At 41.1% G+C, this 15,403-nt stretch carries 13 protein-coding genes; 7 read left to right on the forward strand and 6 right to left on the reverse strand.

Annotated elements, in window-relative coordinates; all coding sequences use genetic code 11:
* Positions 1 to 295: 295 nt before the first annotated feature.
* Together NXS00_RS17780 and NXS00_RS17785 are read right to left on the reverse strand one after the other, a co-directional pair.
* Positions 296 to 1,165, reverse strand: coding sequence for a sigma-70 family RNA polymerase sigma factor (locus tag NXS00_RS17780; RefSeq protein ID WP_258100605.1), 870 nt, complete (start codon positions 1,163 to 1,165; stop codon positions 296 to 298).
* A gap of 147 nt (positions 1,166 to 1,312) precedes the next feature.
* Positions 1,313 to 1,507, reverse strand: coding sequence for a cold-shock protein (locus NXS00_RS17785; RefSeq protein ID WP_258100606.1), 195 nt, complete (start codon positions 1,505 to 1,507; stop codon positions 1,313 to 1,315).
* A 712-nt stretch (positions 1,508 to 2,219) separates the two neighbouring features.
* Between NXS00_RS17785 and NXS00_RS17790 the strand changes: the two genes are divergently transcribed.
* The 4 genes from NXS00_RS17790 to NXS00_RS17805 are packed head-to-tail and all read left to right on the forward strand — an operon-like array spanning position 2,220 to position 4,782.
* Positions 2,220 to 3,203: a fatty acid desaturase family protein gene (locus NXS00_RS17790; RefSeq protein WP_258100607.1), complete on the forward strand. Its 984-nt coding sequence runs from the start codon at positions 2,220 to 2,222 to the stop codon at positions 3,201 to 3,203.
* Positions 3,196 to 4,371, forward strand: a complete 1,176-nt coding sequence (locus NXS00_RS17795; protein WP_258100608.1) for a DEAD/DEAH box helicase — start codon at positions 3,196 to 3,198, stop codon at positions 4,369 to 4,371. Before NXS00_RS17790 ends, NXS00_RS17795 begins: the two co-directional genes overlap by 8 nt.
* 16 nt (positions 4,372 to 4,387) lie before the next feature.
* Positions 4,388 to 4,588: a cold-shock protein gene (locus NXS00_RS17800; RefSeq protein ID WP_258100609.1), complete on the forward strand. Its 201-nt coding sequence runs from the start codon at positions 4,388 to 4,390 to the stop codon at positions 4,586 to 4,588.
* A gap of 2 nt (positions 4,589 to 4,590) precedes the next feature.
* A complete protein-coding gene (locus NXS00_RS17805) occupies positions 4,591 to 4,782 on the forward strand; it encodes a cold-shock protein (RefSeq protein ID WP_258100610.1) in 192 nt (63 codons plus the stop codon).
* 381 nt (positions 4,783 to 5,163) lie between these two features.
* On the opposite strand, the gene NXS00_RS17810 is transcribed toward NXS00_RS17805, so the two are convergent.
* Positions 5,164 to 5,505, reverse strand: a complete 342-nt coding sequence (locus NXS00_RS17810) for a helix-turn-helix domain-containing protein (RefSeq protein ID WP_258100611.1) — start codon at positions 5,503 to 5,505, stop codon at positions 5,164 to 5,166.
* Positions 5,506 to 5,844: 339 nt separating this feature from the next.
* Between NXS00_RS17810 and NXS00_RS17815 the strand changes: the two genes are divergently transcribed.
* Both NXS00_RS17815 and NXS00_RS17820 read left to right on the forward strand, forming a co-directional pair.
* Positions 5,845 to 6,264, forward strand: coding sequence for a MauE/DoxX family redox-associated membrane protein (locus NXS00_RS17815; RefSeq protein WP_258100612.1), 420 nt, complete (start codon positions 5,845 to 5,847; stop codon positions 6,262 to 6,264).
* 432 nt (positions 6,265 to 6,696) lie between these two features.
* Complete coding sequence (locus NXS00_RS17820) at positions 6,697 to 6,984, forward strand: DUF6520 family protein (RefSeq protein ID WP_258100613.1); 288 nt, start codon at positions 6,697 to 6,699, stop codon at positions 6,982 to 6,984.
* A gap of 48 nt (positions 6,985 to 7,032) precedes the next feature.
* On the opposite strand, the gene NXS00_RS17825 is transcribed toward NXS00_RS17820, so the two are convergent.
* The 3 genes from NXS00_RS17825 to NXS00_RS17835 form a co-directional block, all read right to left on the reverse strand.
* Positions 7,033 to 8,388, reverse strand: a complete 1,356-nt coding sequence (locus tag NXS00_RS17825) for a RagB/SusD family nutrient uptake outer membrane protein (protein WP_258100614.1) — start codon at positions 8,386 to 8,388, stop codon at positions 7,033 to 7,035.
* 82 nt (positions 8,389 to 8,470) lie between these two features.
* Positions 8,471 to 11,833, reverse strand: a complete 3,363-nt coding sequence (locus NXS00_RS17830; RefSeq protein ID WP_258100615.1) for a SusC/RagA family TonB-linked outer membrane protein — start codon at positions 11,831 to 11,833, stop codon at positions 8,471 to 8,473.
* 126 nt (positions 11,834 to 11,959) lie between these two features.
* Positions 11,960 to 13,291 carry a TlpA family protein disulfide reductase gene (locus NXS00_RS17835; protein ID WP_258100616.1) on the reverse strand — a complete coding sequence of 444 codons (1,332 nt, stop codon included), beginning with the start codon at positions 13,289 to 13,291 and terminating at the stop codon, positions 11,960 to 11,962.
* 1,864 nt (positions 13,292 to 15,155) lie between these two features.
* Between NXS00_RS17835 and NXS00_RS26960 the strand changes: the two genes are divergently transcribed.
* Positions 15,156 to 15,392 (forward strand): helix-turn-helix domain-containing protein, encoded by a 237-nt coding sequence (locus NXS00_RS26960; protein WP_373418672.1) that lies wholly within the window; start codon positions 15,156 to 15,158, stop codon positions 15,390 to 15,392.
* The last annotated feature ends 11 nt before the right edge of the window (positions 15,393 to 15,403 follow it).

Here is a 15,403-nt window from a genome sequence, read left to right on the forward strand (position 1 = left end):
GCTGGTTATTTATTTCAGCTACGAACGAGTTATTGAATAAGAATGAGAAACATCCCCCTACCCCCTTCAAAGGGGGAAATGACCTGCTCCTAGAACAGAGAGAACTGCCGTGATGGCCAGACAGAAGGCAAAGCAGAGGGTGTGACATACTCCCCTTCGACTTGGCTCAGGGCAGGCGGGGATCTTTAGGCAGACAGTGTTCCGCCAGCTGGCGGATCTCTGGCTAGTATGGCGCAAGCTCTGCCGCTCTGGCTGGGCAGCACTCCGCTTTACCTGCGTGAATCCGCTAATTTGATTAACCTAAATAGGATTTAAGAAGTGCACCTCCACTTGGGTTGTGCTGAAGCTTGCGAATAGCGCACTCTTTAATCTGACGCACACGTTCTCTTGTCAGATCAAATCGCTCTCCAATATCATTTAGTGTCATGCTTGGCTCATCATTGAGACCGTAAAAAAGAATTAATACCTGTGATTCACGGAATGTCAGTACCTTAAAAGCACTGCGAATATCTGTCTTTAACGAATTTTCCATGGAATTTTCCTCAGGATTATGCCCTTGTGGGTCAACCATTACATCTAAGAGATTTACAGCTTCATCAGCCATAAAAGGAGCATCTAGAGAAGAAGTTTTAGCCCCCATCTGTTTAATATCCGTAATTTGATCATCGGGTAGATCCATCACTTCAGCCAATTCCCCATCTGTTGGTTCTCGTTCAAGCCTTTGCTCTAAGAGTGCTAAAGAATTGATCAGTTTATTGTAACTATTCACTCTGTTTAAAGGCTGTCTCACTGTTCTAGAGTTTTGAGAAATCGCTGATACCATCGATTGACGTATCCACCATACAGCATAGGAAATGAACTTAAACCCTCTGGTTTCATCAAACCGAGTAGCTGCCTTTATTAGACCAATGTTTCCCTCACTGATCAAATCAAGAAGCGTAATATTTGGAAAGCCACGATCATATTGCTTTGCTACGGAAACAACAAACCTTAAATTGGCTTTGGTCAATTTTTCCAGCGCTTGTTCATCTCCTTCTCGTATACGCTGCGTCAGCCGAACTTCTTCTTCAGCAGAAATCAGCTGCACTTTGTCAATCTCCTGAAAATACCGCTCTAATGAATGCGTTCTTTTCGTTATTTGAACAAGTATTTTAAGTTGTTTCATTGCTTGGTGTAGTTAGAGAAAAATCAAGGGTGAAAGGCACTTGAATAACTCTGGTTTGGATGAACAGTATCCAAATTATTACGTTTCTTGGCGAAACCTATTTACATTAAAAAACCATCACTTAGGATGGTTTTTTAATGTGTGATTTTAGTTTACAACTTTTACGTTGACAGCATTCATTCCTTTTTTTCCTCTTTCCAGGTCATAGGTTACTTTATCATTTTCACGGATGTCATCAATCAGTCCTGATTCATGAACAAACACATCTTCTCTTGACTCTGTGGGACTAATAAATCCAAAACCCTTGGAATTATTGAAAAACTTTACAGTTCCTTCTTGCATTATATAATGATTAATTAATTACGTGTTACCAAGCTGCAGAAATCACTATGAAGTTTCATCATCTTCCAGTGGGTGCTCCATGAAGGCATTTCAAATGATCGGCCTAGATTGTACTCTTTATTCGGGGCTTTCAATGAACCCAACTGAAAGAGCGATTAGCTTAGTCGAGAGAGGTGCTTATTGATGGGAATCAAATAAAAAATTTATTCAATTCTTTGGCTCAAAATGAGAATAAGAATTTGTCTAATTCTAAATACAGCGTAGCAAAGCTAGTTCTTAATTTTTGGATATTCCTATTCCTCTCAGGATTTAAACTGGATTCTAGTGATTATCAGCAAGAAACCATAAAAAACATGTAGATGACAGAATCTATTGAGATAATAGGTATTGTCAATTTAATTGTCGTCCTTTGGCACATCAAGTTCAGAGACTTCTCAAGTCAAATCCTTACAACGTTTCCCTTTTGCATTTTCTGGCTGCATTATTCATTGAGAGAAAATCTCTCGATATTCTTTTGTTTCAGAACCAGTAAATCAAGTTTAAATGATTAGTTACTGCTTCCAAACAGAAACTAACTTTTAACTTATCATACTTGATAAATTGCCAATTCTCATCCGAGATCAATTCAGCGTTCGCTAAAACATTACAATCACGGGTCAATTCCTATTTTAAAGACAACCACATCAGCAAAGGAGCCAACACAGAAATGGTAATGAAAACCATCTCTGCACTGAGTATTTACCTGTTGCCATTTGTTGCTTTATTCGTATTTCAAATCTCCTCACTCCCATTGCTATTTCTACTTTGGGCCATTATGGGGTTTGGTAAGGCGTTTATAGGCATGTCAGTAATGCATGACAGTCTGCATGGATCATTTTCAAACAAACAATCTACCAACCGACTCGTGGCACTATGCACTTGGCTTCTTGGAGTGGATCCACGAAACTGGAAAATCCAACACAATGTACTTCATCATAGCTTTACCAATATAGAACACGCTGACGAAGACATAGAACCCAGGTTCATCTTTCGGTTTTCACCACATCAGCCCAGGTTATCTATTCAAAAATACCAACATCTTTATGCTTTATTCTTTTATGGGTTAGGCACACTGATTTGGGTAACAGTCAAAGACTTTGCCAAAGCTGTAAAATACAAAAATGAGGGTTTTATTAAGTCGGGCAAAGATTTCAATCTCCACATCACCCAAATCATCATACGAAAAGCTGTTTATTTTTCTCTTTTTCTTGTTCTTCCATCCATATGGTTGGCTTACCCGTTTTGGATGGTAGCTCTGATGTTCCTGACCATGCACTTTGTGGCTGGAAATATACTGACATTTACCTTCCAGTGCGCGCACGTGATGGATTCATCAGAGTTTATCAATTCACCAGATGGTCATATACCTGAGAATAGACTGGCTCATCAACTGAAAACCACCGCCAACTTTGGAACTAATAGCAGACTCTTATTTTGGTTTACCGGAGGTCTTAATCATCAGATAGAGCACCACCTGTTTCCTCATATTTGCCACATTCATTACCGTAAAATTTCCGGCATAGTAGCAGCCACCGCCAGCGAGTACAACCTGCCCTATCATACACAGCCTACATTAGCTACTGCTGTCTATCAACATTTATACATGCTCAAAGAACTCGGTTCAGAGCCTACAAAAACGAAAAAATCATATGCATAATATATCATACAGTCGCAGAAAGCGAACAAGAAAACAAACAACCACTAAATCTGTCAATAAAACGATAGACGTCAATCAATACATTCATACTAGTGAACAAAGTCCTGAAACGGCTACAGTTTATCAAAATAAATATACGTTTACAGAGTTCCCTTTGCATCAAAAGCTGCAAGCTATGATCGCTCAGAAAGGTTATTCAAGACCTTCTGAAATTCAAGACAAATCCATCATACCGATACTTCAAGGCGAAGATATAATTGGGATAGCAGGTACAGGTACTGGAAAAACAGCTGCTTTTCTGATTCCACTCATCCAACAGCTACTTGAAAACAAGCGTCATAATCATGCTTTGATCATTGCACCTACCAGAGAACTAGCCACCCAAATCAACGAAGAGTTCGCCTCGCTATCCAAGGGACTTGGTCTTTACTCTACAGTATTAATCGGTGGCACCTCCGTATTTCAGACATTGAATACGCTGAAAAGAACCAACCATGTAATCATTGGCACTCCAGGCAGGCTACAAGATATGAATGCACAGGGTGCAATAGACTATAGTCAGTTCAAAGTATTGGTATTGGATGAGTTTGATCGAATGCTAGACATGGGTTTCTCCAGAGAAGTTCAAAAGATCAATAATCAGATGACAAGCAAAGAACAGTCCCTACTCTTTTCTGCTACGTTGGATCCTGCGCAAGAACATCTAATCCATGAAATTACCAATAAGCCTATTGTGGTAAAATCAGCCACATCCACGCACAGGTCCTCGTCTATCGATCAACAGGTGGTTTATACAGAAGGTAAGGATAAGTTTCAGGTGCTGAAAAGCATTCTCAACCAGCCAATAGATGCTAAAACAATCCTTTTTTGTGAAACTAAAAGACACGCAAATCAATTATTAAAGAAGCTAATCAACGACTCCTATGCTGCCGACGCTATCCATGGTAACAAGTCACAAAATAGACGTGATCAAACACTTAGCAGCTTCAAGACAGGGAAGATAAACATTCTGATCGCTACGGATGTGATCGCTCGTGGCATTGATATCAGTGATGTAGAATTAGTCATCAATTATCAAACTCCTCGAAACTACGCTGATTATGTCCACAGAATAGGTAGAACAGGAAGGGCAGGTAAAACAGGAAGAGCAATTACGCTAATCGATTAATCAAATAAGATATCGTATGGCAAAGTCACAGAACAAATTCATGAAAAAACAACGCGCTATTGGCAAGAACAAAAAGCGTGAAGAAAAACTCCAAAGGAAACGAGATCATAAAGCCACTAAGTCTAGTGGGAAGCTGGAAGACATGATCGCTTATATAGACTTTAATGGCAATATTCAGAGCACACCGGGTATTGAACAAAATTTAATAACACAATAAAAATGGAAAAAGGAACAGTAAAATTCTTTAATGAGGATAAAGGGTTTGGATTCATCACACATGATGAGAGCAACAAAGAATTATTTGTGCATAAATCAAATACCAAAGAGATCCTTTTTGAAAATGACAAAGTGGAATTTGTTATTGAGAATGGAAACAGAGGAGAATACGCGGCCAAAGTAAAGATTATCTAATTGTATTGATATTCGGTTACTGAGAGGTTCAAGCTAATGCTTGAGCCTTTTTTGTTTGTGGCATTCGCATCCACATAAATAACTGGCATTGATCACAGAAGATCACAGTTTGGGCTACCTGATTTTAGGTATTAATATTAATACGGCAACACGACGTTACTGCATGATTTTTTTTGAGAGGGATAATAGTCAATATTTGTAGTTTAAGAAGATCAGCTCTCAGCCCTTCCTTATGCTGGTATAACATCCTGCATTCTTTATTTGAAGATCACCTATACTCGCTTTTTGTTTGCTGGCTGGAGTCTACAGCGCTACTTGCTCCAGTGATTTTGATTAATTTATCTTCAATAATTTCCATGATTTAATCTTAAACTAGATCATTTAATTCAACGATCTATATTGGCTTGGTGACTTACCCGTTTTGGATTTGAATAATTTTGAGAAATGCGAAGGGTATTCAAATCCAAGATCATAAGCAATTTCACTTACAGATTTTGAGGTTCCTAAAAGCATAGTTTTAGCCTTATCCACAAGTGCTAAATGAATATGTTCCTGTGAGTTTTTCCCCGTTTGATTTTTGAGAACATCCGTGAGGTAGTTGGGTGAAAGGTTCAATTGATCGGCGAAGTAAGTGACACTTGGCAAACCGCTTTCAATCAGGCTATTTTCGTTGATGTATTCTCTCAACAAGCTATCGAATCGTTCGATTATGCCAGAGTTCACCTTTTTCCGAGTAATAAACTGTCTTTGATAAAAACGTTTGCTGTAGTAAAAGAACCAGTCAAGATTTTATTGTCAAACTGAACAAACGTATTTATGAATCCATCCAGCTGATTCATAAATACTCATGTCTTCTGCATCAAAAACCTCTCTTCAAAGACAACTTGAATTTATTCGTGATATTGAAATAATCCCGATATATCAAACCAAAATTCACTTCTATCAACTGATTATCAATTTATTAGGCAGAACTTTATTTACAGTTAATGGCATTGCATTAACAATACCTTGACAAGGTCATTCACTGCTCGGATTAATGACCACCATATAAGTAAGACAGCTATGAAACTTAATAGTGAGGTTACATCCCAAGTAATTACAGGTTTGCTAGTGTTGCTTTTTGTCTATACGGCAGTAAGTAAAATAGCAGATTGGGAGGCTTTTGAATACCAAATATCTAAGCAGCCTTTACCCGAGTGGTTTAATGATCTATTGGTTTGGGCCTTACCAATAGCTGAATTAACAACATCCCTCCTCTTATTACTAAGAGCAACGCGAAAGATTGGATTGCTTATATCATTTGTCTTAATGATGAGCTTCACAGTATATGTAGGTCTGGCTGTGCTTAATGTTTTTGGAGAGGTTCCGTGTTCCTGTGGAGGTGTATTGCAGAGCCTAAGTTGGGAAGCGCACTTGGTTTTTAATGTGGTGTTTTTAGGGATTGCTACAACGGGGTTGTGGATTGTTAGGAGTGACCAGTAATCGGTAGATCGGTTATTAGCTGATAGTCTTTAGACCATAGTCGATAGTGATTAGTAATCGGCAAACTAGTTATAAGTTATCGTGGAGATGAATTAGAAATGGTTGTAGGAATGCCAGATGGTACTTGGGTGTGGCTACATAATACTGAGAATCTGCCACTTGGTACTCTCAACAGGAGGGTGACTAGTATTCAGTAGGGCAGTGTGTTTGTAGATCGGTAATCAGTGGGGCAGTGATCAGTGAAACGGTAATCGGTAGGTCGGTACCTGTTTGAAGGTAGATCCCTCCTTTGTCGGGATGACAAGCTCAGGATAACTTATCGAAATGATGAATAAACAAGAAGCGGAGATCTCGAGGAGAACTCCGCTTCAGGTATGGTCATCTACCTAAGTGATGACGCATAATTCATTAATAAATTCTAATTCTAAAATTATGAAAAAGTTCGTTAAAAAGCTGCCTATGGTAGCGTTTGTATTTGCTCTAGTAGCAGCGTTTGCATTCAATATGCCAGAAGATGAGGCTGTTACTACACATTGGTTTGAGCTGGATGATGCAGGCAACATTGGAGATCCAATAAACCCAATGGTTGTTTGCCTCGGCAGTTCACAAAATTGTGCTGTTGGCTTATCTGATGATCAAGTTGACTCTGGAACTGGGGAACCTCTTTATGACTCTATTGATGAGTATGATGAGGAACCACAAGTCGCAAAGAGAAGTTAATCTATTTGAAGCCGGGGAGAACCCGGCTTCTTTTTTCTAGCCTATTTTTTAGCGAGGGTTTTGCTGCATCCCTGAAAGAGCAATCACATCATCGGGGATTGGAAATACATACTTGTTGCTTTCAGGACTGAGTGTATAATTGGTCCCCTGAACTGTTCTTTCAAGTGTGACGGCCCACTCGGGCTCTTGATTTAACCTTTTTAAATCTGACCAGCGAATCCCCCTAAAGAGCAATGATTTTCTACGCTCCAGTAGGATAATCTCCAGTAATTCACGCTCTTCTAAAGCAGAAACGGGTGTATATTTCCCTTCTACCCACCGTGTCTGCAAAAGCTGATTTAATGTATTTGTGGACTCATTTAGTTGCCCAAGTCTCACTTCACTTTCAGCCTTTATCAAATAGATTTCGTCAATGGCGATACCATTGAACTGCTGAACTGAACCGTCATAAGTTCCTTTGAAAGCAATCTTGTCCCCATTCTGCCAGAAAAACAGTTTCTTTCTCAAGTCGAATTCATCGTATGAACCGTAGACCTCATCCGTTATACCCAGACTGTTGAAAACTTCGAAAAATGGATAGGTTGTGCTTTGGAAAACAACCTCTTCGTTCATTTGAGTAAAAGGATAAGTGGCTGTAGTATCTAATTCATTGTATTCAATTAGTTGGTTTTGTAGCTCAAGTGTGGCACTGGCATACATCAATGCCTCCTCATACCTACCCATTTGTAAGAACACCTTTGCCAGAAGTCCATTGGCTGCAGCCTGTCCTGGCCTGGTTTTGACTATCGGTGTCTGAGGAAGTAACTCCAATGATTCTCTAGTGTCCCTGATGATCTGATCATACGTTTTCTGAACTGAAGATCTTGTGGAAGGGAGGTTCACATCAGATTCTAGACGCAGAGCAATTCCTAAGTCTGTTTCTGCTGTTGTAGCATTGTATTGTTTGGTATAAAGCTGCGCTAACTGATAAAACATCCAACTTCTGTAATACAGCGCACTGCCTCTAATATTGTTCCAATCCTGTTGTTGCTGATTAGACGGGGCAATGTTCTCAAGCCCTTCCAGTGCAATGTTGGCCAGCAGTATTGCTTTGTAAGGATTGTTGTAACTGTAACTGGTATTACCCTGGTAGACATCTTCGTTCCAGATGTACGCATTTTTTTCTTCTGCATAGCTTAAGGAATTCCAGTCTTCATCGTCTAAGTAGAAATTGTCTGCACTAATGATCCCGAGCATAGGTGTGCAAGCAAAGTTCAGTTCCGGACTATTGTCTAGTAATGCCCGAAGATCAGCGAGTGATTGAGGTACTACTATTGATTTGTCTTGTTTAATGTCCAGCCATTCTTCTGCGCATGAGGTCATGGTGAAGAGTAGTATTATATATGTGAATTTTATTGATTTCATGTTTTTGGTGTTTGTTAAAGAGTATTTACCCCCTCCGCCTTTCAGGCACCTCCCCAAGGGAAGAAAAGTCTAGCGAGGAGAACTAAAATGTAGCATTGAGGCCGATGGAATAGGTTCTTGGTGTTCGGTACGAAGCATTGGGGTAATCGGGATCGAGACCGGACTTACTTGCTTGCCACAGGATGCCCAGATTGCGCGCATAGGCAAATACTCTTAGCTCCTTCAATGGTAACCATGGTGATGCATTCTGAGAAAAGGTGTATCCAATATTGATGTCCTCCAGGCGGATATGATCCCCTTTTTCAATCATCAGTTCTGATCCCGTGTAAACAAAATCCCGGTAAGCATTTGCTTGCTCTGGCATGGAAGGAACATTGGTATGTGCTTCATCACCTGGCTGTTGCCATCTATCCAAAAAGTCTCTATGCATTGCCTGATCATCAAAAAGGTTATCATAATTGAGTCCACTTTTTCTAAAATAGTAGTTGGCCTTCCAGCTGATATTGACACTTAGTGCCCACTCTTTCCAGCTCATGTTATTTCTGACTGCACCGTAAAGTGGTGCCACGTTCACTCCATGGTATATAAGGTCTTTAAAGGTTAGGTTTTGAGTATACTCCCGGTATTCTTTTACCAGTTCACCATTCATTTCCACTAAAGGATCACCTGTCTCCGGATCAAGGCCCCACCAGGGAACGCTGTACAGTCCATCAATGGATTTTCCCTGCTGAGGAAGCATGGAACGGTTCTGCGCCGTACCGGCCCTGATCATGCTGTATGTAGTGGATTCATCGTAGTAGTTGAGAATCTTATTGGAGGCAAAGCTGAAAATTACATTCGTGTTCCATTGAAAATCCTGATCGATATTTATGGACTTGAGTTGAACATCCATGCCTCTTGTCATGGTTTCGGCATAATTGACCTTGTTTGACAAGTTTGAGCCCAACATTGCTCCGGTTGTGGGATCCAGAGGTACCTCACCAATAATGTCTTTTCCATGTTTTTTAAAGTATTCAATGGTGCCTGAGAGTCGTTGATTCTTGAATTCAAAATCCACACCAAAATTGGTTATGGCTACTTTTTCCCACCGGAGTTGTGGATTGCCTGGAGTACGAAGGTATAGTATTGGCAAGTTGGTGTACCAATCGGTGGAGTATGCTGCCGTAGGGTAAGCAGTGACTGATTTGTTGATGTTGCCATTGTACCCATACGTGGCCCTCAGACGAAGGTATGGAAGGACTGACACGTCGTAAAATGGTTCGTCAGATAGATCCCAGCTTATGCCAGTCGACCATAAAGGAATTCCTTTCTGATTGGTCTTCACACCAAATAAATTAGAGGCATCATACCTGGCACTGGCCGATAGCCGATAGCGGAGATTGAAGGTGTAGGACGCATTGCCAAAGTAGGACAAATATCTATCTGTTAAGTCATTGATTGTATTGGCAGGACGTGGCAAATAAGAAGTTCCTCTTGGATAAACAGGGTACCTCGTAGTATAGTCCAGTTGTGAGTTGAAAGTCAAAACTTTATCATCATATCCAAATAGTTGCAGCCCATTTCCAGAAGCATGTACCTGCCTGATCTCTGCACCAGCAAGGCCTTGAATGGAGTGACGGTTGATGGTTTGATCATAATTGAGTTGAATTCTACCAGAGTGGGATAGCTGCTGATCAAAGCGTTCGGTCAATATGTCCCCTAGAGGAAAGATGCGAGAACCATCAGCCTGTGTGAAACGGTTCACACGATCCCTTATGTAGTAACTATCCTGATCCTGCAAAGATCGCGCGTGTGAACTGGTCTGCTGATACTGATATTTTGCCTCTAGTTTCAAATTATCTATCATCCGATAGCTCAACCCGGCATCCACGCGTTGGCTTGTTGATTTAGTTTTTGAATTGGTCAAGCTTATCTCCTGCAATGGCCTGTACTGCCAATCCAGTAGGCCATTTTCAGTCATTTCTTCTGTGTAGGTTGTACGAAGAGTATTTACAACAGGAAGCCAGTTGCCATTCTGATCAGCAAACCGGTTATAAGGTAATTCTGTGCCAGGGCTACCCCATCGAAGCCCGTTATTGTTTTGCTGTTGATTGGAAATATTAATTCCTAAGCTGATTTGAAAGGATTCAGAAGGGGAATACGTATTGTTTGAAACCAGGGTGATGCGCTGAAGGTCGTTCCCCTCAACGTTGGTCATGTTTTTATCATATCCTGCTGATACATAGTGCTGAGTCTTGTCACCACCACCACGGATATTGAATGCATGTTGCTGGAGAAAGCTTTTGCGATAGAAGTACTTCTCTGCCTGATCGCGAACATCATACTGACCGAGCTGTGTCAATGCTTCGTCCAGCTCTTCGGATGTTATCTGACCATCCCTTTCTTTGATTAGTAGTTCTACCACTGGTGAAAGAGCTGGTTTTGAGGAGCTGTTTTCATCACTATTATAAAATCCCCTACTAAAAAGCTCCTTTTCAAGACCGATGAACTCCTGTGAGGGAATGAATTCAGGAGAATAATTAAGGTCAGGACGATCTCCCACCGTAACATTGGAGCTGAAGGATATTGTTAGCGGCTGGTTTTTCTTCCCTTGCTTGAGTGTAATTACAATAACTCCGTTGGCAGCACGAGCTCCCCAGATTGATGCTGCAGCGGCATCTCTCAAGACAGTAATGCTTTCTACGTCATTCGGGTTGATGTTGTTGATATTTCCTTCATACGGAAAGTTGTCAACGACAATCAAGGGACTGTTGTCTGACTCGATGCTGTTTACTCCTCTGATTCGCAGGTTGCGCTGATCCATTCCTGTATCATCACCTGCTCCCCTCTTATCGAAAAGCAAACCGGGTGTTACACTTTCCAGTCTGGAAATGATGTCCGTGCTGGTCGATCTTTTGATCAGCTCCTGATCAACGAAGGCAAAGGAACCGGTGGCACGCTCAGGAGGTAGCTGCTGGTAACCTGTGGAGTAAATCTCTACAGCATTTAATTGCTGGAGATCTTCTTCCATGACCAAATCAATGGTGGTTTGTCGTGCTATTGGTACTTCTACTGTTTTGTATCCAATAAATGAGAGGATCAGGATTGCATTTTCTGAGGAAACAGTAATTCTATAGTTGCCTTCCATGTCGGTAATGACACCATTGGAAGTGCCTTTTTCTACGATGTTGACGCCCGGAATGGGGGAGCCTTCAGGATCTGTAATGGTGCCCGTTATTTGAACCCCCTCTATATCTCCGAATCGTCGGACCGCCCCTTGAAAATGGGGAGAAGATTCTGCAATTGGATTTAGTAAATCCTCTTTGTTGAGATAACTATTATCTATTATAACTTCCCATAAAATAGGAGAGTGCAATTCGGATCGGACACTTGCATAAACTGGGCGAATACTATTTGCCAATAGCAAAGTGATACTTAACGTTAATAATGGTAAAAAGTGTTTCATAGGTATATTGGTTTTAGGTTTTTGAGTTGGTGTGTTGAACCCCCTCTGCCTTACGGCATCTTCGGACCGCCGAACCGCCCCTTGAATATGGGGAGAGCGGATTCGGGAAAGTTTCTAGTCGATGGTTCATAGATTTGCTAGTTTGTGGGAAGTTTCTCTGAGGACGACTACTTCGATTTCGTGATCCTGCTCCACGAATTGGAGCCCATAGTCAGCAAGTCCCTGGTTTACTGTTTTTAAATCTTTGAGCCCCCCTTTAATCTCCAGATCTATGTTGCCTGTAAATCCAGTAGCATTGATTATCGGCATGCCTAATTCATCATGCTGGTATGCTATTTGGCGAATTAGGATCTTAATTGGCTTGTTGATGATTTTGTAATGTGAACTGTTATTGGTTAATGATGGTGAGTCACCACCAGATCGGTACCTGACTTGATAGTCAGTATTTACCAGTGTGAGACATTTAACCTTTCTTTTTTCGAGAGCTCCTGTGATTCCCATATAATCAGCAAAAAAATAGTTAAGGTCTTGTGTCATTTTAGTTCGCAAAATCGATTGTTGGATTTCAGTACCTTGCGAACAGGTATAACCATAGCAAAATGTGTATCTGTCACGCCATAAAAGCAACATGCTATCCAACTGGTAATGTCCTGTAATTTGACCTTCCGGTCCTTTGATTAACCGACTTAAAGAATCACTAGCTTCAGAGATCACATAAGCATAATGAGGAGAGGAAGGCCTATTGAATGCATATCGGTACAACTCTCTTATGTCTGAATTGAATAAGGTGAATTGTCGTTGCTCTATTCTGGTACCTGAACCATAGTTGATAGGCGGAGTAATTTCGGATTGATAATATGGACTGATGCCATTCTGTGTGAGTGATTTTGAGAAGTCAATGAAGTCATCATTTTTAAAGGTGGTTTTGACTGAATTACCAGCTAATAGTTTACTTATATTGACTTCATTGGCATATTCCCAATTAGTAATTGCTTCAATCCTTTTGTTTTTGATCCATACCTGATGAGGGACGGTGAGGTAGGGGAATAGCTGACTAAGCGTAGTGTCTTCAGTAATAATTGGTAACGACCAACCTAAATTCGAAGAGAGTGACCTTACCAGTGAATCTCTTTGTTTTGTAATCAGTAATATGGTCAGGTCGTCATTGAATGTTTGCTGCAGTCGCTGAAGGTGAGGAATAGACTCACGGCTTACACTACAGTGGGTATCGATGAACTCCAGGATAATCAGCTTGTCACTTGAGGTCTTTAGCGTTTCTCTATTGTCTAGTGCGTTGATGCTGATGGTGGTACTCATAGCTGGCATTTGGTCACCTACGGTGAGTGGTTTTAATTCTGTCACAGATATTCCATCCTGGCAGGATTGGAAACCTACTGTGACCAGTATGATGATGCTGAATATGGAGAATGTGATGATGATTGGTATGAGGTTTTTCATGTGTTTGGTAGTTGGTATTCTGTTTTTGTCGCTACTGCTAAAGCTTTGTGATACTAATAGAGCAATCTTCCTTTCCACTTTTTCTTGACCTAGCCGGTCGCACAAAAAGTGGAGCAAAAGTCAAGAACTAGCCGTTCGCACTGTGAAATCAACTGCGGTATACCCAACTCCTCCGCTGGAAATGTTTAAATCGCACCGGCGACCCGGTCACTTCGTTCAAACACTAAACCTTTCTTAACCGCTTCATAGTTGGTTCTACTAATCGCATTGATTTCAAGGCCGATCCTTAATATCCTAATTTCTTAAGGGCGGTCCTTTTTTAGTCTTTAACGCTGGCAATACTTTATTTCATTAAGTTCCTTTTGGGTGTGTTTCTGGTGGGGGATTTATGTCTTGATTTTTTCATATTGTTATTGTCTTATGTTATACATGTGAATTGGATGTACTACCCCCAGCCCCTAAAGGGGTGCCACTGGCCGTGCGCCACCGAAACGTCGGACCGTTGCCGTGCACCACTAGTCGTGCACCAATTGAATTTTGTTATCAATAGAGACAGATTCAAGACCTCCTCCGTCTTTTCGTACCTCAAGACACCTCCTCCTAGTTTAGGAGGAGGATAAGTACACTCCCCGCCTTACTTTTACCCCTAACCCCTAAAGGGGAATTTGATTAGAGGTAAAATTTAGGCATGGCTCTCCCTGTCTGCTTTTGGACCTTATGTGGTTCACCGCTGATCACAAGGTCTTTAGCTGATTGATGGTTCACCTCACTCCTCTCCTACCGATTCATGATGAATGAGATGTGTCAGGGATTTGGGGATGTGTATGAAGAGGGCTTTTCTGTTACTTTCTGTCTTGACCGCAGCGGCGGACCGTACAGAAAGTAACCAAAGAAGTCAAGGCTGTGAATTCATGCCGGAAATTCAGATTTATTCGTGCAATTGAATCCAAATCGCACCGGCGACCCGGTCCCTGCGGTCAGACAGTGGATTCAACCATAATTATCAAGAATCTGAATTTCAGAGCGGCATTTATTCAAGGCCGATCCTACGCCCATTCTATAGATCAATTGATTTCAAGGTCAGTCCCTTTTCAAAATATCTTCAAGGCATGTCCTTTTTTAATATCAGACTGGGTTTTTGGGTTTGAGAGGGAAGAGGATTTCTTTGGTAGTGAGTACTGAGTACATTGTATAGGGTATATAGTACAGGGTAGTCAGTAATCGGTAACCAGTTGGCCGGTGACCAGTAGATCGGTGATCAGTGTGCCAGTGAACGGTGATTAGTGACTGGAGTTCTCTTCCGAAATTAAGGAATGAATGAAGTGCACAATGCAAGTTGCCCTTCGAGAGCCTCAGGACGCCATTGACCAAGCTCACGGCGAAGTGGCGCCCCTGATGTAACAGGGTGCTGAAGCTAAGATCTGGTCTAAGCTGTGTGAGTGAGCGATATGTGGGCACTTTCCTATGCATGGTGTTATATGGAAAGTCTCCAAAGGATAAGCCAGGGACCGGCCAGAAAAAAGGATGGCGTGGAACCTAACTTACCGTCTTAGAGGTACTGGTATACCTGGACACGAATAAGCAGGCCCACGCCAAAGGCGTGAGCACCTCACTTATTATCTCGTGTCTAATGAAATTTACCAGTTTTCTAAGACGAGACAACTAAGTGCGAATGCTTTGAATTTCTTTAAGATTCGCAAATTAACAATAACCCAGAACGAATTCTATACTCAGTTGTGGCTTTAACTCGTTCTTTGTATAAAGATATGAAAAAACTTTAGAACAGGACAAATGTGTCCTAATAATTTTAAAGTATTTGCCCAATCTTAGCTTCGTGGCTAATTATAGGGATCAATCTTTCTTAATGAAAATAGGTCAAAGAATTGACGAGATTCGAATAGAAAAGAAACTGACACATGAAATGTTGGCAAAAAGGATGGGAGTCACAGAAACACGCCAAGTTGGTAGGGTGATTAATGCCGTGAGTAATTTCAGTGCGAGTGAGTTATCAAGATTTGCAAATGCTCTAGGGGTCCACCCTAGGGAATTACTGGATTTTCATTTCGAAATTAATGAACAGCATAGTTCTAATAACTACTAGCCACATTCCAC

The organism is Marinoscillum pacificum (assembly GCF_024714495.1).
GTDB classification, from domain to species: domain Bacteria; phylum Bacteroidota; class Bacteroidia; order Cytophagales; family Cyclobacteriaceae; genus Marinoscillum; species Marinoscillum pacificum.